Below are 19,570 nucleotides of genomic sequence, written 5' to 3'. Positions count from 1 at the left end.
CGGCCCGCGAGCAATGTCATGACCAAAATCCGGAAACGGAGATGACAGCCCGCCCTCCCGCCCGCTACCGTCGCCTCGACACACGCGCGCGGGAAGGCACTCGGCCATGGCGGGAACAGACCAGCAGGACTACGGCCGGGGCCTCTGGTCCGGCGTCGCCGCCTACGGCATCTGGGGGCTCTTCCCGCTGTTCTGGCCGCTGCTGGAACCGGGTGCCGCCGACGACATCCTGGCCAACCGGATGGTCTGGTCCCTGGTCGCGGTCGTCCTGCTGCTGATCGCCCAGCGGCACTGGGGCTGGATACGCCCGCTGCTGCGCCAGCCCCGCCGGCTCGCCATGCTGGCCGGCGCGGCCGCCGTGATCTCGGTCAACTGGGGCGTCTACATCTGGGCCGTCAACGCCGGGCACGTGGTCGAGACCAGCCTCGGCTACTTCATCAACCCCCTGGTCACCATCGGCTTCGGCGTCCTGGTGCTCAAGGAGCGGCTGCGCACCGCGCAGTGGACGGCGGTGGGCATCGGCGCCGCCGCCGTCGCGGTGCTGGCCGTCGCGTACGGGCAGCTGCCCTGGATCGCGCTCACCCTGGCGCTCTCCTTCGCGACCTACGGCCTGCTGAAGAAGCAGGTCGGGCTGAGCGGGCTGGAGAGCCTGGCCGCCGAGAGCGCCTTCATGTTCCCGTTCGCCCTCGGCTACCTGGTCTACCTGGAAGTCAGCGGGCGCGGCACCTTCGGGCACACGGTGGCCGGCTCGTACGGCTGGGGGCACTCCGGGCTGCTGATGCTCAGCGGGGTGATCACCGCGATCCCGCTGCTGCTCTTCGGCGCGGCCGCCGTCCGGGTGCCGCTCACCGTGCTCGGGCTGCTGCAGTACCTGGCGCCGGTGTTCCAGTTCCTGATCGGCGTCGCGGTGTTCCACGAGTCCATGCCGCCCGCCCGCTGGGCCGGCTTCGGCCTGGTCTGGGCCGCGCTCGCGCTGCTGACCTGGGACGCGCTGCGCCAGGTGCGGGCCGACCGCGCGGTGCGGGCCGCGGCACGGCCGCAGCCCGCACCCGCCGAGGCGGCCGTCACACGCTGATGTCCCGGCTGGTGAAGCGGGACCAGGCCGCCGAGCCGAACACGGCGACGTAGGCGGCCTGGAGACCGAGGTCCTTCAGCACGCCGTCCCAGTACATCGGCGCCCGCAGCAGGTCCGCGAAGCTCAGCCAGTAGTGGGAGAACAGGAACGGGCTGACGGCGTGCAGCTGCGGGAAGACGTCCAGGATCTGGACGGTGATCACCAGCCCGACGGTGGCGGCCATCGCCGCGATGCCGCTGCCGGTGAGGGTGGAGACGAACAGCCCGATCGCCACCAGCCCGGCCAGCGAGGCCGCGACCACCAGGGCCACCAGCAGCGCGCGCAGCAGCGCGTCGCCGAGGCCGATGGTGTCCCCGGAGAGCAGCGTGACCCGGCCGAGCGGGAAGAGCGCGGCGCCCGCGGCCAGCGCCGTCACCGCGACCGCCGCCGTGGCGGCCGCGCAGAACACCAGCCCGGCGGTGAACTTGGCGGCCAGCAGCCTGGTCCGCCCGGCCGGGGCGACCAGCAGGTAGCGCAGCGTCCCGGCGGCCGCCTCGCCCGCCACCGAGTCCCCGGCGACCACGCCGACGGTCATCGGCAGGAAGACCGGCAGCGCCACCGCGAGCGCGGTGAAGACCAGGAAGAGCCCGTTCTGCGTGGTCTGCGCGATGAAGCTCGGACCGCCGCCGCCCTCGTGCGGACTGTCCGTGTTGAGCTTGACCACCACCCCGATCAGGATCGGCAGTGCCGCCAGGATGCCCAGCAGCACCTTGGTGCGCATCCGGCGGAAGGTCAGGTGCAGCTCGCTGCGGAACAGCGCCAGGAACCCGGCCGCCGTCTGCGGCCGGCGGCCGGTGCCGATCGGCGGCACCCCGGCCCGCGACAGCGCCTCAGCCCGCGACATCGAAGCCCTCCCCGGTCAGCGCCACGAAGGCGTCCTCCAACGTGCCCCGCTCCAGCCCGAAGCCGTGCACCCGCACCCCCGCCTCGACCAGCGCCGCGCACAGCCTGGGCAGCGCCTCCTCGTCCAGGACGCCCGGCTCGCCGTCCACCCGGTCCTCGCCCGGCACCAGGGCGGTGACCCGGTGGGCCGCCAGCACCTCCGCGGCGCGTGCCACGTCCGGGGTGCGGACCACCAGCCGGCCCTGCGCCCGGGCGGCCAGCTCGGCGACGGTGCCCTGCACCACCAGCCGGCCCCGGGACATCACCGCGGCGTGGGTGCAGACCTGCTCGATCTCGTCCAGCAGGTGCGAGGAGAGGAACACCGTGGTGCCCTCCGCCGCGACCTCCCGGACCAGCGTCCGGATCTCCCGCATGCCCTGCGGGTCCAGCCCGTTGGTCGGCTCGTCCAGCACCAGCAGTTCGCGCGGCTGCAGCAGCGCGGAGGCCAGGCCCAGGCGCTGCTTCATGCCCAGCGAGTACGCGCGGGCCTTCTTGCCCGCCGCGGCGCTCAGGCCGACCCGCTCCAGCGCCGTCTCGACCCGCTGCCGGCGGGTGCGCGGGTCGGCGGTCGGGTCGGCGGCGTCGAAGCGCGCCAGGTTGTCCCGGCCGGAGAGGAAGCCGTACAGGGCCGGGCCCTCGATCAGCGCGCCCACCCGGGGCAGCACGGTGGCGACGGACTGCGGCATCGGCTCGCCGAGGACGCTGGCCGCGCCCGAGGTGGGGGCGATCAGGCCCATCAGCATCCGGATGGTGGTGGTCTTGCCGGAGCCGTTGGGGCCCAGGAAGCCGAAGACGGAGCCGCGCGGCACGGCCAGGTCCAGGCCGTCCACGGCGAGCTGGCCGCCGCGGAAGCGCTTGGTCAGGCCGCGGGTCCGGATGACGTCGTCGGCGGCCTCACGCGAGGCCGGAGCGGCCGGGGAGGCGGCGGAGGCGGGAGAGGAGGCGGGGGAAGCGGATGGGACGGGCGCGGGGGCCGGACGCGGCACCGCGCCCGTACCCCCGGCCGACTCCGTAACGTCCCCCGTTACGGGAGCCTTGGTCATCCGTCAGTTCACCCCGGCGGCGTGCTGGAGCACCGGCAGGGTCACCGCGCCGGCCAGGACCCGGCCGTCGTCGGTGAGCAGGACGTTGAGCACCTTGGTGCTCACCAGGGTGCCGCCGGCGACCGGCTTGCCGAGCGACTTCACCATCGCCTGCGGGTTCAGCGACTGCGTCGCCCCGTTCCCGCGGCCGCCGTGCTTGCCGCCCTTGGCGTCGGCCTTCGGCGCCCCGTCCGCCGCGTCGGGCAGCCGGGTGGAGACGACCGTCGTCCAGCCCTCGCCGATCACGTCGACGCCCTCGGGCGCCCCGGTGCCGCGGTGCTCCCGGGCGTCGCCCGGCGCGCCCTCGGCCACGTCCCCGGCCTTCTGCTCCGTCACCTTGGCGCCCTTGGGGGCGGAGAAGTCGAAGGTCTTGTCGGCCGGCTTGGCGAAGGACACCTGGGTGAAGCGGACGTTCAGCACGGTGCTGCCATCGACGGACTTCACCGCCACCGCCAGCGGCACCCCGTTGTCGGCGGCCACCGCGATCCGGACCTCGGCCAGGGTCGAACCGGACTGGGTGGGCTTCACGCTCAACTCGTAGGCGTTCTGCCCGGCCACCTTGGCCGTCCCGGCGACGGTCACCGAGGTGGTGCCGGCGCTCCCGGTCAGGAACTGCCTGGCGGCATCCTGCGGGGTGGTCGGCAGCTCGGACAGCGGCGCCTTGCCGTGCCGCTCGGCGGCGGCCGCCCGCCCGGTCATGTGCACCGCGGAGTTGGACGAGCTGTCCCAGGCCCAGGCCTGGTCGCCGTTGCGGACCAGGGTGTAGCCGGCCATGTTCTCCAGCACGTCCACCCGCTGGCGGTCCGGGCCGTCCACCGCGACCCGCAGCGTCTGGTCCCCGCCGAGCAGGCCGAGCAGCTTGGACTGCGGGTCCGCGGCGGAGCCCCCGCCGTTACCGCCGTGCCCGCCGACCGCCCCGCCGAGGCCGCCGGCCGCGCCGAGCAGCTGGCCGGGCACCCCGAGGTCGGTGCTGATCGACACCGTCCCGGACAGCGTCTGGGCCTCCGACCCGAGCACCTTGGCGACCAGCTGCTCCGACGTCAGCGTCGGCAGGTCGGGCGCGCCGTCGGCCGCCAGCGCCGGGACCAGCCCCACCCCTGCGGCGATCACCGCGACCACCGCCACCGGCACCCCGGCGCGCATCAGGACGCGTCGCCGGGAGCGGTACGGCGCACCGCCGTCCAGATCGTCCCCCGCCGCCTTCTCGTTGGTCATGGCGTCTCAACTCCTCCGCGAACACGTGTGATTGGCCTTGCTCGTCCATTAGAGGCCGCCGCGGCGCCGCCGTCATCGCCCTGTGGGTCCAGATCGGGTTGACCTTCTTGGGTACGCCGACCCTGAGACGGCCTCAGGGTTGGGTCCACCCGCGGTACCACCGCCTGGCGTAGGGTCGCGCCATGGACGGAACCGCCATGGACGCCAGCACCCCGCCGACCGAGAACGCGATGCGCCGAGCCCTGCGCCGCGCCCGGGACGGCGTCGCCCTCGACACGACCGAGGCCGCCGTGCTGCTCCAGGCCAGAGGCGAGAACCTGCTGGACCTCTGTACGAGTGCCGCCAGGGTCCGGGACGCGGGCCTCGAAGCCGCCGGCCGTCCCGGCGTCATCACCTACTCCAAGAGCGTCTTCATCCCGCTCACCCGGCTCTGCCGCGACAAGTGCCACTACTGCACCTTCGTCACCGTCCCCGGCCGGCTGCGCCGGGAGGGCCACGGGATGTACATGTCCCCGGACGAGGTGCTGGACGTGGCCCGCCGGGGCGCCGAACTCGGCTGCAAGGAAGCCCTGATCACGCTCGGCGACAAGCCCGAGGACCGCTGGCCGGAGGCCCGCGAGTGGCTGGACGCGCACGGCTACGACGACACCATCGCCTATGTGCGCGCCATGTCGATCCGCATCCTGGAGGAGACCGGCCTGCTGCCGCACCTCAACCCCGGGGTGCTGAGCTGGACCGACTTCCAGCGGCTCAAGCCCGTCTCCGCCTCCATGGGCATGATGCTGGAGACCACCGCCACCCGGCTGTGGAGCGAGCCCGGCGGCCCGCACCACGGTTCCCCGGACAAGGAGCCGGCCGTCCGGCTGCGGGTGCTGGAGGACGCCGGGCGCAGCTCCGTCCCGTTCACCAGCGGCCTGCTGATCGGCATCGGCGAGACGTACCAGGAGCGCGCCGAATCGCTGTTCGCGCTGCGCAAGGTCTCCCGCGCCTACCACGGCGTCCAGGAACTGATCCTGCAGAACTTCCGGGCCAAGCCGGACACCGCGATGCGCGGCATGCCGGACGCCGAACTGGACGAGCTGGTGGCCACGGTGGCGGTCGCCCGGCACCTGATGGGCCCGGCCGCCTGCCTCCAGGCCCCGCCCAACCTGGTGGACGGCGAGTACGAGCGGCTGATCGCGGCCGGCATCGACGACTGGGGCGGGGTCTCCCCGCTCACCCCGGACCACGTCAACCCCGAGCGCCCCTGGCCGCAGATCGAGCGGCTGGCCGAGCGCTCGGCGGCGGCCGGCTTCGAACTGCGCGAGCGCCTCGCCGTCTACCCCGAGTACGTGCGCCGCGGCGAACCCTGGCTCGACCCGCGGGTGCTGCCGCACGTCCGCGCCCTGGCCGACCCGGCCACCGGCCTGGCCGACCCGGACGCGGTGGTCCGCGGCCTGCCCTGGCAGGAGCCCGAGGACCTGCCGGAGTCGTACGGCCGCACCGACCTGCACGCCACCATCGACACCGAGGGCCGCACCGGCGACCGCCGGGCCGACTTCGAGGACGTGTACGGCGACTGGGAGGTGCTGCGCGAGCAGGTGCTCGCGAAGGGCGCGCCCGAGCGCCTCGCCGGAGACCTGCGGGAGGCCCTCGCGGTGGCCGCCGACGACCCGACCGGACTGACCGACGACCAGGCGCTGGCCCTGTTCCACGCGGACGGCCCGGCCCTGGACGCGCTCTGCCGGATCGCCGACGACGTCCGCCGCGACACGGTCGGGGAGGACGTCACCTACTGCGTCACCCGGAACATCAACTTCACCAACGTCTGCTACACCGGCTGCCGCTTCTGCGCCTTCGCCCAGCGCCGCACCGACGCGGACGCCTACACCCTCTCCCTGGAGCAGGTCGCCGACCGGGCCGCGCAGGCCTGGGAGGTGGGCGCCACCGAGGTCTGCATGCAGGGCGGCATCCACCCGGACCTGCCCGGCACCGCCTACTTCGACATCGCCCGCGCGGTGAAGGAGCGGGTGCCCGGCATCCACGTGCACGCCTTCTCGCCCATGGAGGTCGTCAACGGCGCGACCCGCACCGGGCTGTCGATCCGGGACTGGCTGCAGCGGGCCAAGGAGTCGGGCCTGGACAGCATCCCCGGCACCGCCGCCGAGATCCTGGACGACGAGGTCCGCTGGGTGCTCACCAAGGGCAAACTGCCGGCCGCCACCTGGGTCGAGGTGGTCACCACCGCGCACGAACTGGGACTGCGCTCCTCGTCCACGATGATGTACGGGCACGTGGACACCCCGAAGCACTGGCTCGGCCACCTGCGGCTGCTCGCCGGGATCCAGCAACGGACGGGCGGCTTCACCGAGTTCGTGACCCTGCCGTTCATCCACACCAACGCGCCCGTCTACCTGGCCGGCATCGCCCGGCCCGGCCCGAGCGCCCGGGACAACCGCGCGGTGGTCGCGATGGCCCGGCTGCTGCTGCACCCGCACATCCCCAACATCCAGACCAGCTGGGTCAAGCTGGGCGCCGAGGGCGCGGCCGAGATGCTCCGCTCGGGCGCCAACGACCTCGGCGGCACGCTGATGGAGGAGACCATCTCGCGGATGGCCGGCTCGGCGTACGGCAGCTACAAGTCGGTGCGCGACCTCCAGGCGATCGCCGAGGCCGCGGGCCGCCCGCACCGCCAGCGCACCACCACCTACGGCGAGGTGCCGGCCGAGCGGCGGGCCGCGGCGCTGGCCTCGGACGGGCACCTGCCGGAGCTGCTGCCGGTGCTGGACTGACACCCCTGCCGTCCCGGCCGCCGCCCGCACGGCGGCCGGGACGGGGGCACCGAACCCTTGGGGAGGAGCCGATTCGATCGGCTCTTCGAATACAGTGCCAGGGCGCGCTCCGGGCCGAGCGACGCGCGGACCCCACACCCGAGGAAAGGCGCCCCGTCGTGATGCCACTGTGGTCACGCGCCCAGCAGCAGGACTACCGCAGCCGGGTGCGGGGCTGTCTGCTCGGCGGTGCCGTCGGGGACGCGCTCGGCGCCGGCGTCGAGTTCGAGTCGCTGGAGAAGATCCGGGCCCAGCACGGCCCGCAGGGCGTCACCGGCTACGTCCCCGCGTACGGGCGCACCGGCGCCGTCACCGACGACACCCAGCTCAGCCTCTTCACCGTCGACGGGCTGATCCGCGCCCACATCCGGCGCGACACCGGCAGCTGGCACCCGCCCACCGACCTCCACCTGGCCTACCTGCGCTGGGCCGCCACCCAGCGCGACTGGGGCCCGGACGAGCGCCGCCCCGACCTCGGCTGGCTCGGCCGCGAGGAGTGGCTCTACGCCCAGCGCGCCCCCGGACAGGGCTGCCTGTCGGGCCTCGGCGGGGCCGACGCCGAGCGGCTCGGCACCCTGGAGGCCCCCAAGAACCCGCACTCCAAGGCCTGCGGCACGGTGGTGCGGGCGGCGCCCTTCGGACTGCTCACCACCTGGGAGCCGGGCCTGGTGTTCCAACTCGCGGTGGAGTGCTCGGTGCTCACCCACGGCCACCCCACCGGATACCTCGCGGCGGGCGCGTTCGCGGTGATCGTCCAGTCCGTCGCCCGCGGCGGCACCCTGGAGGAGGGCGTCCACCTGGCGCTCGCCCTGCTCTCCGAGCGGCCGGCGCACGAGGAGACCACCGCCGCGCTGCGGGCCGCCCTGGACGCGGTGCGGGCCGGTGAGCCGTCCGCCGACCGGGTCGAGGCGCTGGGGGAGGGCTGGGTGGCCGAGGAGGCGCTGGCGATCGGCGTCTACTGCGCCCTGGTCGCGCACGACGTGCGCTCGGGCCTGCTGCTCGCGGTCAACCACTCCGGGGACAGCGACTCCACCGGCGCGATCTGCGGCAACCTGCTCGGGGCGCTGCACGGAGACACCGCGCTGCCGCCGGGCCTGCTGGCCGGACTGGAAGGGCGCGGGGCGATCCTCGAACTCGCCGACGACTTCGTGCTGGAGCTGGTGCACGGCACCGAACTGCACGACCGGCGGACCCCGGAGGGCGCCAACTGGGCCACCCGCTACCCGGTGACGGGCTGACCGACCCGGGCTCCCGGAACGGAAGCCGGCGGACCCGGGAGGACCGGGAGCCGTGCGGAACGGGGCCTGGCGGAACGGAAGCAGCCAGGAACGGGAGTTGCCCGTAGCGCCGGCCGCCGCCGAGGGGCGACGGCCACCGCTACGGGCAACTGGTCCGAGTGCGGAACCGGGCGGGGAGGGTCAGTCCGGGAGGCCGCCGAAGGCGCCGTCCCCCACCGCCGAGGCGAAGGCGTTCCAGGCATCGGCCGAGAAGCGCAGCTGGGGCCCCCGGGGGTCCTTGGAGTCCCGGACGGCCACCTCCCCCGCGCCTGGGACGGCGATCTCCACGCAGGCGCCTTGGCCCCCGCTGTGACTGCTCTTGCGCCAACGGGTTCCGTACTCGGACGGGGTGATCATTCGTGGAATTCCTTCTCGATGTCGGCTATCAGCGACCGGCTCTCCGAGACACCGAGTGCGGCCGCTCTCAGGTAGTCGTACAGACCGGTATAGCGGCGCACGTCCGCCTCCTTCTCCAGGTAGAGATCGCTCGTCACACCTTCGAAGTAGACAACTGTGGAATCGGCTGACTCCGGGAACTCCAGCAGCGAGAATGTCCCGGTCATGCCGGGATGGGCGCCGTGCGAGAACGGGATCACCTGGATGGTGATGTTCGCGCGCTGGCTGAGCTCCAGCATCTGCTGCAACTGCTGGGCCATCACGGCCTTGCTGCCGACCTCGCGGCGCAGCACCGCCTCGTCTATGACGGTCCACAGGCTGCCCAGCTGGTTCTCGCCGTGGATGCGCTCCTGGCGCTTCATCCGGACCTGCACCCGGCGCTGCACGGCGACCGCGTCGGTGTCCGGCTGGGTGCCCTCGACCACGGCCTGGGCGTAGTGCTCGGTCTGCAGCAGGCCGGGGACGAAGGAGGACTCGTACGCGCGGATCGAGGAGGCCTCGGCCTCCAGTCCGATGTAGACGCTGTACGGGGTCGGCATGTCGTTGAAGTCGTGCCACCATCCGCGCTGGCGCGACTCCTTGGCCATCTCCATCAGGCTGGTGCGCAGCTGGTCGTCGGGCACGTTGTAGACGTCGCAGAGGTCGCGCACATCGCGCTGGCTGATGCTGCGGCGGCCGTTCTCCAGCCGGCTGATCTTCGACTGGGAGACCATCAGCCGGCCGGCGACCTCCTCGGCCGTCATGCCCAGGCCCTCGCGGAGCTTGCGCAGCTCCGAACCGAGGCGCCGGCGGCGCACGGTGGGATTGACGTTGGCGGACACTTCGACCTCCGGCCGGACCTCTGGTGCTCGTTGGAGCGGCAGCCCTCGGAACACTTCGGACATTGGGACCAACCCCCCTGACTTGGAGCAGCATGTCACCTTGGGCCAGGTCGGCGCCGGGGAATCACAGCAGCGCGGTAGCACAGATCATCGGAAAAGCACTTCCGCGAGACAGCGAAAGCCCCCAGGTGGTAATGCGGCTCGGACGACTCGGACAGGTACTGCGGAGGCCGCCCCCGGACCGGCCCGCACCTGCCCCGGCAGGTGCGGGGGCGGGCGGTTGCCGGGCGTCCGGGGACGGCGAAGGGGCGGTCGCCGGGCGACTCGCGTCGCGGGGCGACCGCCCCTCGGTGCTGTTGGTGGTGCCGGTGGTGCCGGTGGCACCGGTGGTGCGTCGGGGCGCTCAGCGCCTTCGGGCGGTGCGAGGGGGACGGCGTGCGCCGCCGGGTGCGCGGCCGGTGGTGTCGGGCGCCGTGATGGCTGCCCGCCGGGCCGTGCGGACCGCTGCGACCGGCGAAGCCCTCCAGGACTCCCCGGCCCTCGTGCCCTCCCCGGTTCTGGTGCCTTCCCGGGTTCTGGTGCCCTCCCGGGTCAGCGGACGCCGACCCGGGAGGCGGGGACCCGCCCGCCCGAACCCCGGCCCGCCGTACGGGCGCCGGGGCGGCCGGCAGCGGCCCCGGGACCCTGGGAAGAACGGTTCTGCTGCGCCGGAAGGCCGTTCTGCACATCCATCACGGCGTGCGCGACCATCCCGCCCAGCGGGTCGTACCGGATCAGGTCGCGCAACCGCGACCGCGAGGAGCGGCCCTCGTTGCCCGGGTACAGGTGCTTGCCCAGCCCGACCGAGTGGGCGAGCGCGGCGAGCGCGGCCGTCCGCGGATCCGGCGGAACACCGGTGCGGATCGCGGTGTCCAGCCGCTGCTTGATCGCGGCGTTGGTGCAGTCGTCGGACGCCTGGTACCGGGTCGTCGGCAGCACCCCGCACACCTGGCCCGGCACGGCCGTGACCATGCCGCAGCGCTCCAGGTGCGCCAGATAGGTCTGCCGCAGCCCCAACCGGGGCCCGCCGATCCAGTGCGCCGCGCGAACCGGACTGCCGCGTCGGCGCAACAGTTCCAGTGCGTGGTCAAGGGTCGGGTCGCCGGTCGGTCGTGCGAGCACGACGGCGATCCGGTCTCCCTCCGGTACGATCCGTCCGGCCAGGGACAGCTCGACGAGCTGCGCCCCGGCGAGTCCGAGGTCGAGGGTCTGCGGCTGCGCCGTGGTACCCGTGGTCGGGTCCAAAGCGAGCAGCAAGAGTTCCTCGGGAACAGTTCTGCGGCTCTTGCCCATCCAAGCCTCCCCGCGTGGATGAGAGACAGGGTGACGCCTCTCACACGGGCTTGTCGAGTACGCCTCCGAATCGTGACCTTGCGGTGAAGGTGCGGAACCGGCGGCGGCGGGCCCTGCGTCTGATCGGTGAACAGGCCGCGGCGCGACCGGGTGGCGACAATAAGCGCCGGTCGGGCGGGGTGTGTGCGGCCGGAACGGCCGCCGGTGGCGGAGACTGTACAGGTACACGGGGCGGGGCGTCGGCTTCCCGAAATCGGGTTCGCCGGTGCCCCGCCGGGCGTTGAGGAGGCTGGGATACGTGGGCGAGTCCCCCGACAGGGTGCTGAGGGACGGCGACGAGCGGCAGCGCGACCGCGAGCGCGAACGGACCGGTACGGCGGCAGGCGCCGCCGGGCCGGCCGAGGGCGGCTCCGGTACGGCTGCTGACGGGCCGTCGGCGACAGCCGCCGCCGAGGCGACCGCCGAGACCTCCTCCGACACCTCCTCGGACAGCCCCGCGGAGGCCTCCGGCGAGGCGGCCCCGAAGGCGCCCGCCGACGCTCCGGAGGCGGCGCCCAAGGGCGGCTCGACCGTACAGCTCCGCGTCCGGGATGTGGACAGCCGGACGACGATGCTGCGGCTGCCGGTGGACAACAGCACCACCGCGCTGCGGCTGCCCGATGAGCTGGTGAAGGCCGCCGGCAAGGGGAGTTCCGAAGGTGGGGAGGGGGAGAAGACGACTTCGCCGGAAACCGCGGAGGAGACCGAGCCCACCGGGCGTCCGGTCGCCGCCGACCCGCGTCTCGCCATGCGGACGGGTGCCACGGCGTCGGGGAAGGCCGGGCAGAAGGCGGCCGAGCCGTCCGGGGAGACCGGCTCCGAGGACGACTCCGAGACCGGCTCCGAGAGCGGCTCGGGGCCCTCGGCCGCACCGGCCGGGACGGCGGACGAGGCGGAGAAGGCAGCCGGCGAAGCGGCCGACAACGTCGACAACACCGACAACGCCCGCAACACGGACAACGCCCGCAAGGCCGACAAGGCGCGCAAGCCCGACGGCACCGACGAGGCCGACGGCGCGGAGCGGACCGAGAAGGCCGAGCAGACCGGCCCGGCCGAGAAGGCCGGGAAGACCGGGCAGCCCGGGGACGCCGGAACCGAGGACGACCCGGAGGACACCGGGGACGCCGACGCCGAGGACGCTCCCGCCATTGGCTCCATGACCCTCGCGCTGACCAGGACCGGGCAGCCCGGTCAGCGGCCGGACCGGGCCGAGAAGCTGGAGAAGCCCGCGCCGCCGCGCGCCTCCGCCGCAGGCACCGCCGCCCCGGCCGGCACCGTGCCGGAGCCGAAGCCCGAGCCGCGTCCGGAGCCCGGGCCCGTTCCCGAGCCGGAGCCGACCCCCGGCCCGAAGCCGCTGCCGAAGCTGGCCCCCGTGCCCGCGCCCGTGCCGGCCCCGAAGCCGCTGCCGGAGCCCGACCCGCGGCCGGTGCCGCCGGTCCCGCCGCTGCCCAAGCCCGAGCCGCTGCCCGCACCGGAGCCGCTGCCGTCGCCGGAGAACACCGCCGAGGCGATGGAGGTCCTGGCCTCCCTCAACGCCCGCCCGGTGTCGCCGCTGCGGCGTGCCCTCAAGCGGGTGACCATCTGGACGGTCTTCCTCGCCGTGGTGCTCGGCGCGCTCGCGGTGGCCCAGCTGCTGCGCCCGCTGCCGGACCCCAAGCTGAAGATGACCGCCGCGGGCAGCTACAACTTCTCCGGCGACGTGCTCGACCTCGCCTGGCCGACCAAGGGCCAGTCCGCCGCCGAGGTGGTCGGCGTCGGCAGCCTCGGCAGCTCGGGCCAGGAGACGCCGTCCTCGATCGCCAGTGTCACCAAGGTGATGAACGCCTACCTGATCCTCCAGAAGTTCCCCCTGAAGAAGGGGGAGAGCGGCCCGAAGATCACCGTCGACAAGCAGGCCGCGCAGGAGTCCGGCAACGTCGACGAGTCCCGGGTGACGCTCACCGAGGGCCAGGTGCTCACCGAGTACCAGGCACTGGAACTGCTGATGCTGCCCTCGGCCAACAACGTGGCCCGGCTGCTCGCCCGCTTCCACTCCGGCTCCGAGGCCGAGTTCGTCAAGCTGATGAACGACACCTCGGCCAAGTTCGGCATGGCCAACACCATCTACGCCGACCCGGCGGGTTTCAGCGCGGACACCAAGTCCACCGCCAAGGACCAGCTGAAGCTGGCCGAGCAGGTCATGCAGGACGAGATCTTCCGGCAGATCGTCTCCACCGCGGAGACCAACTTCAACAACGTGAAGATCTCCAACACCAACAACCTGATCAACCCGAAGGCCGGCGTCATCGGCGTCAAGACCGGCTCCAGCACCCCGGCCGGCGGCTGCCTGATGTGGGCCGCCTACAAGGAGATCGGCGGCGTGCAGCGGCTGATCCTCGGCGTCACGCTGGGCCAGCAGGCCACCTCGCCCAACCCGGGCGACGGCATCCTGCCGACCGTGCTGAAGGTCAGCGGCAAGCAGATCCAGGCCGCGCAGAACGGCGTGACCGGCCAGACCGTGGTGAAGAAGGGCGACGTCGTCGGCTCGGTGGAGGACGGGCTCGGCGGCAAGGTCGCGGTCGTCGCGACCAAGGACCTGGTGGTGGCGGGCTTCCCCGGCATCACCGGCACGGTCACCCTGGACACCTCGAAGGTCGACCACAGGGCGACGGCCGGCACGGAGGTCGGCGTGCTCCGGGTGGGCGCGGGCGACGGCAAGGCGGAGGTCCCGGTGGCCCTCCAGTCCGACCTGAACCCGCCGTCCATCCAGTCCCGGCTGCTGCGCACGCTGTGAGCCGCTGAGGTGAGCCGCCGGGCCGCCAGGCCACTGAGCCGCTGAGGCATCGAACGCAGAAGAAGAAGGGGAGCCGGTCCGCACCGGCTCCCCTTCCTCCTTCTCCGCCGGAGGCCCTCTCTTTCGGATCACGTCGGACCAGTGGGCGTCGTTGGAGTGCGTGCATCGGCGGTGCGGAGGAGGGAGTCCATGCGGAGCATCGGCGACCGACGACAAGCCGACGAGGTGCGTGCTCCGGCGGCGACCGCCTGGCGTGATCCGAAAGAGAGGGCCTAGGCGTCCCGGTCGAGCAGCGCGAGCGTGAGACCGCCGAGCGGCGTCACCCGGTCCGGGTCGCCGTACTGGGCGCGGAGCACCTGCGCCTGGTCCGTGGGCATCGCGCCCAGCGGGTCCTGGGTGTCACCGAGGACCAGCAGCCAGATCCGGGACACCCCGCCCAGGCAGTCCGCCGGCTGCGGGCAGGGCATCGGCGAGAGCTCCCCGGCGTCGTCGGCGCTCTGCGCGACGAAGACCGGATAGGGGCGTACGTCCGAGGGCAGGTAGTAGTCGACGCCGGGCCAGGCCAGCGCCCAGGACTGGTCGCCCAGCGGGGCCGCCATCCCGTCCCCGGAGCGGTATCCGGCCGAGATCTCCCGGGCCGCCGCCTTGAACGGCTCCTCCGAGCCGTTGTGCGAGCCCACGTACCGCACCTCGGGCTGCTGCGGCAGCGACGCCACGGCCGGTACCGCGAGCAGGGCGACCGTCAGCAACCCGGCCGCCGGGACGGCCCCCCGGGGCGCCCGGCCGCGTCGCCGGGCCAGAGCCGCCATCGCGCCGTACACCGCCCCGGCGCCGCCGCCGGCCAGCACCGCCCAGGCGGGCACCGTGAACAGCAGGTACCGCCCGAGGAAGTACGAGGTGTCGGTCAGGCGGGACACCAGCCAGACGCCCACCACCGGCAGCTCCGCGAGCAGCAGCGCCTGCCAGGCCCGGATCCGCCGGCCGGGCAGCGCCAGTGCCAGCAGCGCCAGCAGGACGAAGGCGTAGAACACGACGTCCGAGCCGAAGAGGCGCTCCCCGAAGTGGGCGAGGCCGCGCAGGGAGGGGGTCGGTATCCAGCCCAGCTGCCGGTCCGACTGCCGGCTGCCCAGCAGCACCACCGGCAGCACCGGCAGCGCCGCCACGGCGACCGCCAGCGGGTACTGCCACAGCAGCCGCCGGTCCGCCTCCGGGCGGGTGCGCCACAGGTGCAGCGCCAGGAGCGCCACCTGCCCGGCGACCGTGCTGAAGGACACCAGGTGCCCGGCGCCGGCCAGCGCCATGGCCACGCAGTACGGCGCCCAGCGCCGCCAGGTCGGCCGCTCCAGCGCCCGCAGCAGGAAGTACGCGGCCGCCGCGATCGCGCAGGTCACCAGCGCGTAGGAGCGCGCCTCCTGGGCGTAGCGGGAGATCTCCGGGGGGACGGTGAACAGCAGCCCGGCCCCGACCGCCGCCACCCTGCTGCCGAACAGCCGCTCGGCGGTGAGCGCCACGAACGCCGCCGCCCCGGCCATCGCCAGCACGGAGGGTATTCGCAGCGAGACCGTCGAGTCGCCGAACACCGCCGTCCAGCCGTGCATCAGCAGGTAGTACGCGCCGTTGCTGGCGTCGACGTGCTGGAGCAGCCGCAGCAGGTCCCCCAGGGAGCGGGTGGCCACCGTCCAGGTCGCCATCTCGTCCCGCCACAGGTCCGGCGTCCCCAGCCGGTACCCGCCCACCGCCAGCATGACCACCGAGGGCCACACCCACACCTGCCCCAACAGCCGGCCCACCGGGTGCACAGCAGGTTTCATCAGGTCCTTCGTCTCCTTAGCGAGGCGTGCCGGGGCGGATCCCACCCTGCCCGGCAGGCTACTTGAACCGCCCTGACACCCCGTCGGCCGCCCACACCCCGCCCGCACCCCCTCCGTCACCCCGCGCCCCACCCCTGATCCGGTACGCTGTGAACGGCCTGGTAGCACCCGGGCCGCGCCTCAGTAGCTCAGGGGATAGAGCACGGCTCTCCTAAAGCCGGTGTCGCAGGTTCGAATCCTGCCTGGGGCACAGCGAACACGCAGGTCACAGGCCCTCCGCCCACTCCGGGCGGGGGGCCTGCGGCGTTCCCGGGCCCGGCGCCGCCCGTCGCCGCCCGCCGGGTGCGACCGTCGGGTGCGACCGGCGGCGGGCGGACCGGCCGGCGTCAGGGGCGGCGTACCTCTCCGGGAGGAGGCGGCGGAGGCCGCCGTGCGCCCACGGTTTGATCATGAAACAGACCTCGTGCTGACGGGGCGTGGCCGCCGCGCTCCTAGGCTCGTCGAGACCCCTGCCGGAGCACCGTTCCAGGTCAGGGCGGACGAGCCGGGGAACCATGACGACCTACCGATACGCCGTGGCCGAGCTGCGCGGCCAACTGCGCCAACTGCTCCTGAGCGGCGCCGCGATCGCCCTGGGGGTGGCCTTCCTGATCGCCTCCGTCAGCGGCAGCGGGGCACTGGTGGACTCCTACAGCCAGACCGCGGCCGCCGAGGTCGGCCCCGGCGACATCCAGGTGACCGGGAAGGCGATCCAGGCGACCGGGAAGGCCGCGGCCGGCGGGCTGGACGCGGCCGCCGCCGAGCAGGTGCGGCAGACCCCCGGGGTGGCCGCGGTGGCCCCGCGGCTGACCGGCAGGAGCGCCGTGCTGGCCGCCGACGGGCGGCCGCTCGACCGGACCGCCACGGTCAGCGCCGTCGCCGAGGACCCGGCGCTGCGATGGCAGCTGCTCAAGGACGGCCGCTGGCCCGCCGGCCCCGGCGAGGTGCTGCTCGACACCGGGACCGCGCACCGGCTGGACGCCGCCGTGGGCGCCGAGGTCCACCTGACCCGGGCCGACGGCACCGCCGCCACCGCCCGGCTGGTCGGCACCCTGGACGAGCGGGGCGCCCCGAGCCTCGCCGGAGCCCCGATCATCGGCGTCCCGGCGAGCGCGGTCGCCGGCTACGCGACCGGCGTCACCACCGACCGACTCGACGTCAGGGCCACCCCCGGCGCTTCCCGGAGCGGGACCGTCGACGCCCTGCGCGCCGCCCTCGGCACCGACGTCCAGGTGCACACCCGCGCGGCCTCGGTCACCGAGGCGACCCGGCAGAGCAACACCATGTACGGCGTGGTGCTGGTCGCCGCGCTCTCCTTCGTCCTGATCGCGCTCGCGGTGGCGCGGATGGTGGTCGGCAACACCTTCACGGTGGTGCTCGCCCAGCGGACCCGCCAGCTCGCCCTGCTGCGCTGCGTGGGCGCCGACCGGCAGCAGCTGCGCCGGCTGATCCGCCGCCAGGGACTGCTGCTCGGGGCGGGCGCCTCGGCGGCGGGCGTGCTGCTGGGGGTCGCCCTCGGCGCGCTCGGCACGGCCGTGGTCGGCGGGCTCGACCTCGGACCGGTGCACCTGTCGCTGATGCCCACCCCGCTGACCTGCCTGCTGGCCGGACTGTTCGGCGTGCTGCTGACCCTGCTGGCCGTACGCGGTCCGGCGAAGGCCGCCGCGGCCGTGCCGCCGATCGCCGCGCTCGGCGGCACCCCCGCTCCGGCCGGCGGGGCGGCCAGGGCGCGGGCCGCGGTCCGGACCTCCGGCCTGCTGCTCGCGGGCACGGCGCTGCTGGTGGCCGGGGCGCTGACCCCGCCGCCGCTGTCGCTGCTCGCCGTCACCGTCGGTGCCATCGCCAACTTCTTCGGTGTGCTGCGGCTGTCCCACCGGGTGCTGCCCGCGGTCGTCGCCGTACTGGGCCGCCCCGCCCGCAGACTCGGCGGGACGGCCGGCCGGCTCGCCACCCAGCAACTGCGGCTCAACCCCGGCCGCACCGGGGCCACCGGCTCGGCGCTGCTGCTCGGCGTGACCGTGATGGTCGGCGCGGTCACCGCGCTCGACATCACCTCGCAGTCGCTGGTGCCCGTGGTGTCCGCGCGCCAGCCCGGCGTCTTCTCGGCAGCCGCCACCGGCGGTGGCGCCCTGCCCGCCGGGGCACTCGGTGCCCTCGGCGCCGACCACGGGCTGAACGTCACCCCGGTCCGCTCGGCCACCGTCGACCTCGACGGCCGGCCCACCGTGGTCGCCGCCGTCGACCCCACCCGGCTCAACTCCTCGACGGACGACGTGGAGCGGGCCCGCGCACTCACCGAGGGCACCGCACTGAGCGGACTCGGCGAGACCGGGGCGCGGCGGGCCGGCGGCGTCGAGCTGAGACTCCAACCCGGCCGCAGCAGCCTGCCGTTCACCCTGCAGAGCGGCGCCACCCTGCTGGTGACGCCCACGACCCTGGACCGCCTCGCCCCCGGCGCGCCCGTCACCACGGCCTGGATCTCCCCGGCCGCCGGCGACGACCGGCCGACCGCCCGCCGGGCCCTGGACCGCGCCCTCGCCGACCACCCGCAGGTGACCGTCGCCGACACGGCTGCCCAGGCGGACACCCTGCGCTCGCTGCTGGACCGGTTGAAGACCGTCAGCATGGTCCTGCTGTCCTTCTCCGTCGCCATCGCCGGCCTGGGCGTCGCGGCCACCCTGATGCTCAGCATCAGCGAACGCTCCCGCGAGATCGGCATGCTGCGCGCGATCGGGATGTCGCGCGAGCAACTGCGCCGGATGCTCACCCTGGAGGCGCTGCTGCTCTCCCTGGCCGGCGCGCTGGTCGGCACCGGCCTGGGCGTCGCCTACGGCTGGGCGGCCGCCCGCTCGATCACCTCGACGCTGGGAACGGTCGGCACCCCGCCCGTCCTGCCGGTGCTGGCCGCCCTGACCCTGACCGTCCTGGTCGGCCTGGCCGCCGCGGTGCTGCCGGCCCGCCGGGTCGGACGGATGACCGCGGTGGCGGCGATGCGCGCCTCCTGACCGGGCCGCGGCCGGTGCACCGGAGCCGAGCGTGCCCCGTGCCCTGACGCCCCCGGCCGGGGCGGCCGCCGAGGTGCGTCAGGCCAGGGTGAAGCGGGCCCGGGGGGCCTGCGGGCGGGCGGTGGCGAGGGCGAGGTCGGCGAGGAGGGACTCGGTTTCGCGGGTGCGGCGCAGGACGTCCGGGTCGAGGTCGACGACGACGAGTTCGCGCCGGTCCTCGCTCGCCTCGGCGATCAGCCGGCCGTCCGGGCCCCAGACCGCGCTGCCGCCGCAGGTGTGCCAGCCGCCGGTGCGGCCGATGTGGTTGGCGAGCACCGTGTAGAGGGTGTTGTCGAGCGCGCGGGCCGGGAACCAGGTGCGGGACTCGTGGTGGCCGTGTCCCATGCTGAACAGCGCGCCGACCAGGTAGGCGTGGCAGCCGTCGAGTGCGGCGGCCCGGGCGTGCTCGGGGAAACCGGAGTCGTAGCAGACGCCGAGCCCGAGCCGCCAGCCGTCCAGTTCCAGGGTGCAGCCGGCCGTCCCGGGGCGGTAGTGCTCGCGTTCGCTGTGGAACAGGTGCTGCTTGTCGTAGCGGGTGACGAACTCGCCGTCCGGGCCCAGGACGAGGGCGGAGACGCGCAGGTCGGCGCCGTCCCGTACGGCGGCGCCGACGATGGCGGCGGTGCCGGTCTCGCGGCAGGCCTCGGCGATCGGCGCGAGGCGCGGATCGCCGGGCTGGACGGCGTACTTGACGGGGTCGGCGCTGATCAGCTCGGGCTCGTACCCGGAGAGGACCTTCTCCGCGAACAGCACCAGCCGGGCGCCGGCCCGGGCGGCCTCGCGGATCAGTTCGGCGGCCTGGGCGACGTTGGCGGGTATGTCACCGGCCACGGCCTGGGCCTGGACGGCGGCGATCCGCAGCGGGCGCTCGGGGTAACCGGCGGGCGCGGCGGGGGAGATGGGGGCGGTGGGGGCGGTGGTGTCGGGCATGGCCG

General features: G+C 74.2%; 13 protein-coding genes and 1 tRNA gene. 6 read left to right on the top strand and 8 right to left on the bottom strand.

Annotated elements, in window-relative coordinates; translation table 11 throughout:
- The first annotated feature begins 106 nt into the window (after positions 1-106).
- Positions 107-1,075 (top strand): EamA family transporter RarD, encoded by a 969-nt coding sequence (gene rarD, locus ACFVUY_RS31865; RefSeq protein WP_387692705.1) that lies wholly within the window; start codon positions 107-109, stop codon positions 1,073-1,075.
- Here rarD and ACFVUY_RS31860 read toward each other — a convergent pair.
- From ACFVUY_RS31860 to ACFVUY_RS31850, 3 genes are read right to left on the bottom strand one after another with little or no spacing between them, the layout of a single operon-like run.
- Positions 1,065-1,958 carry an ABC transporter permease gene (locus ACFVUY_RS31860; protein ID WP_387692703.1) on the bottom strand — a complete coding sequence of 298 codons (894 nt, stop codon included), beginning with the start codon at positions 1,956-1,958 and terminating at the stop codon, positions 1,065-1,067. The two genes, rarD and ACFVUY_RS31860, sit on opposite strands and share 11 nt — an antisense overlap.
- The gene (locus ACFVUY_RS31855; protein ID WP_387692701.1) at positions 1,945-2,982 is read right to left on the bottom strand and encodes an ABC transporter ATP-binding protein; all 1,038 of its coding nucleotides are present in this window, start codon (positions 2,980-2,982) and stop codon (positions 1,945-1,947) included. The genes ACFVUY_RS31860 and ACFVUY_RS31855 overlap by 14 nt, the downstream gene beginning before the upstream one ends.
- 60 nt (positions 2,983-3,042) lie before the next feature.
- Positions 3,043-4,293 carry an outer membrane lipoprotein carrier protein LolA gene (locus tag ACFVUY_RS31850; protein WP_387735736.1) on the bottom strand — a complete coding sequence of 417 codons (1,251 nt, stop codon included), beginning with the start codon at positions 4,291-4,293 and terminating at the stop codon, positions 3,043-3,045.
- Positions 4,294-4,475: 182 nt separating this feature from the next.
- On the opposite strand from ACFVUY_RS31850, the gene ACFVUY_RS31845 reads away from it, so the two are divergent.
- Together ACFVUY_RS31845 and ACFVUY_RS31840 are read left to right on the top strand one after the other, a co-directional pair.
- Positions 4,476-7,064 carry a bifunctional FO biosynthesis protein CofGH gene (locus tag ACFVUY_RS31845; protein WP_387735734.1) on the top strand — a complete coding sequence of 863 codons (2,589 nt, stop codon included), beginning with the start codon at positions 4,476-4,478 and terminating at the stop codon, positions 7,062-7,064.
- A 161-nt stretch (positions 7,065-7,225) separates the two neighbouring features.
- Positions 7,226-8,341 (top strand): ADP-ribosylglycohydrolase family protein, encoded by a 1,116-nt coding sequence (locus tag ACFVUY_RS31840; protein WP_387735732.1) that lies wholly within the window; start codon positions 7,226-7,228, stop codon positions 8,339-8,341.
- A 180-nt stretch (positions 8,342-8,521) separates the two neighbouring features.
- On the opposite strand, the gene ACFVUY_RS31835 is transcribed toward ACFVUY_RS31840, so the two are convergent.
- The 3 genes from ACFVUY_RS31835 to ACFVUY_RS31825 all read right to left on the bottom strand — a co-directional run bounded on the left by ACFVUY_RS31835 (position 8,522) and on the right by ACFVUY_RS31825 (position 10,929).
- Positions 8,522-8,737 (bottom strand): DUF397 domain-containing protein, encoded by a 216-nt coding sequence (locus tag ACFVUY_RS31835; protein WP_359899826.1) that lies wholly within the window; start codon positions 8,735-8,737, stop codon positions 8,522-8,524.
- Positions 8,734-9,597, bottom strand: a complete 864-nt coding sequence (locus ACFVUY_RS31830; RefSeq protein ID WP_387692692.1) for a helix-turn-helix domain-containing protein — start codon at positions 9,595-9,597, stop codon at positions 8,734-8,736. The genes ACFVUY_RS31835 and ACFVUY_RS31830 overlap by 4 nt, the downstream gene beginning before the upstream one ends.
- 591 nt (positions 9,598-10,188) lie before the next feature.
- Positions 10,189-10,929, bottom strand: coding sequence for a GPP34 family phosphoprotein (locus tag ACFVUY_RS31825; RefSeq protein ID WP_387692690.1), 741 nt, complete (start codon positions 10,927-10,929; stop codon positions 10,189-10,191).
- A 298-nt stretch (positions 10,930-11,227) separates the two neighbouring features.
- On the opposite strand from ACFVUY_RS31825, the gene ACFVUY_RS31820 reads away from it, so the two are divergent.
- Complete coding sequence (locus ACFVUY_RS31820) at positions 11,228-13,741, top strand: hypothetical protein (RefSeq protein ID WP_387735729.1); 2,514 nt, start codon at positions 11,228-11,230, stop codon at positions 13,739-13,741.
- Between the two features lie 272 nt (positions 13,742-14,013).
- Here ACFVUY_RS31820 and ACFVUY_RS31815 read toward each other — a convergent pair whose 3' ends face one another.
- Positions 14,014-15,552, bottom strand: coding sequence for a glycosyltransferase family 39 protein (locus ACFVUY_RS31815; RefSeq protein ID WP_387735727.1), 1,539 nt, complete (start codon positions 15,550-15,552; stop codon positions 14,014-14,016).
- Between the two features lie 177 nt (positions 15,553-15,729).
- Here ACFVUY_RS31815 and ACFVUY_RS31810 point away from each other — a divergent pair.
- Together ACFVUY_RS31810 and ACFVUY_RS31805 are read left to right on the top strand one after the other, a co-directional pair.
- Positions 15,730-15,802, top strand: a tRNA-Arg gene (locus ACFVUY_RS31810).
- Between the two features lie 304 nt (positions 15,803-16,106).
- Positions 16,107-18,596, top strand: a complete 2,490-nt coding sequence (locus tag ACFVUY_RS31805; RefSeq protein WP_387735725.1) for an FtsX-like permease family protein — start codon at positions 16,107-16,109, stop codon at positions 18,594-18,596.
- Between the two features lie 78 nt (positions 18,597-18,674).
- Here ACFVUY_RS31805 and ACFVUY_RS31800 read toward each other — a convergent pair whose 3' ends face one another.
- Positions 18,675-19,565, bottom strand: coding sequence for a carbon-nitrogen hydrolase family protein (locus tag ACFVUY_RS31800; RefSeq protein ID WP_387735723.1), 891 nt, complete (start codon positions 19,563-19,565; stop codon positions 18,675-18,677).
- Between the last annotated feature and the right edge of the window lie 5 nt (positions 19,566-19,570).

Origin of the sequence: Kitasatospora sp. NPDC058063, assembly GCF_042885395.1 — a bacterium.
GTDB lineage: Bacteria > Actinomycetota > Actinomycetes > Streptomycetales > Streptomycetaceae > Kitasatospora > Kitasatospora lactacystinica.
Note: the sequence above shows the minus strand (reverse complement) of the source record. Positions and strands in the feature narration are given on the sequence as shown.

Excerpts from the sequence above, each read along its gene's own strand:
- rarD (WP_387692705.1), top strand. The coding sequence starts at position 107 with ATGGCGGGAACAGACCAGCAGGACTACGGCCGGGGCCTCTGGTCCGGC.
- ACFVUY_RS31850 (WP_387735736.1), bottom strand. The coding sequence starts at position 4,293 with ATGACCAACGAGAAGGCGGCGGGGGACGATCTGGACGGCGGTGCGCCG.
- ACFVUY_RS31835 (WP_359899826.1), bottom strand. The coding sequence starts at position 8,737 with ATGATCACCCCGTCCGAGTACGGAACCCGTTGGCGCAAGAGCAGTCAC.
- ACFVUY_RS31825 (WP_387692690.1), bottom strand. The coding sequence starts at position 10,929 with ATGGGCAAGAGCCGCAGAACTGTTCCCGAGGAACTCTTGCTGCTCGCT.
- ACFVUY_RS31860 (WP_387692703.1), bottom strand. The coding sequence starts at position 1,958 with ATGTCGCGGGCTGAGGCGCTGTCGCGGGCCGGGGTGCCGCCGATCGGC.
- ACFVUY_RS31815 (WP_387735727.1), bottom strand. The coding sequence starts at position 15,552 with ATGAAACCTGCTGTGCACCCGGTGGGCCGGCTGTTGGGGCAGGTGTGG.
- ACFVUY_RS31800 (WP_387735723.1), bottom strand. The coding sequence starts at position 19,565 with ATGCCCGACACCACCGCCCCCACCGCCCCCATCTCCCCCGCCGCGCCC.
- ACFVUY_RS31805 (WP_387735725.1), top strand. The coding sequence starts at position 16,107 with ATGACGACCTACCGATACGCCGTGGCCGAGCTGCGCGGCCAACTGCGC.
- ACFVUY_RS31845 (WP_387735734.1), top strand. The coding sequence starts at position 4,476 with ATGGACGGAACCGCCATGGACGCCAGCACCCCGCCGACCGAGAACGCG.
- ACFVUY_RS31840 (WP_387735732.1), top strand. The coding sequence starts at position 7,226 with ATGCCACTGTGGTCACGCGCCCAGCAGCAGGACTACCGCAGCCGGGTG.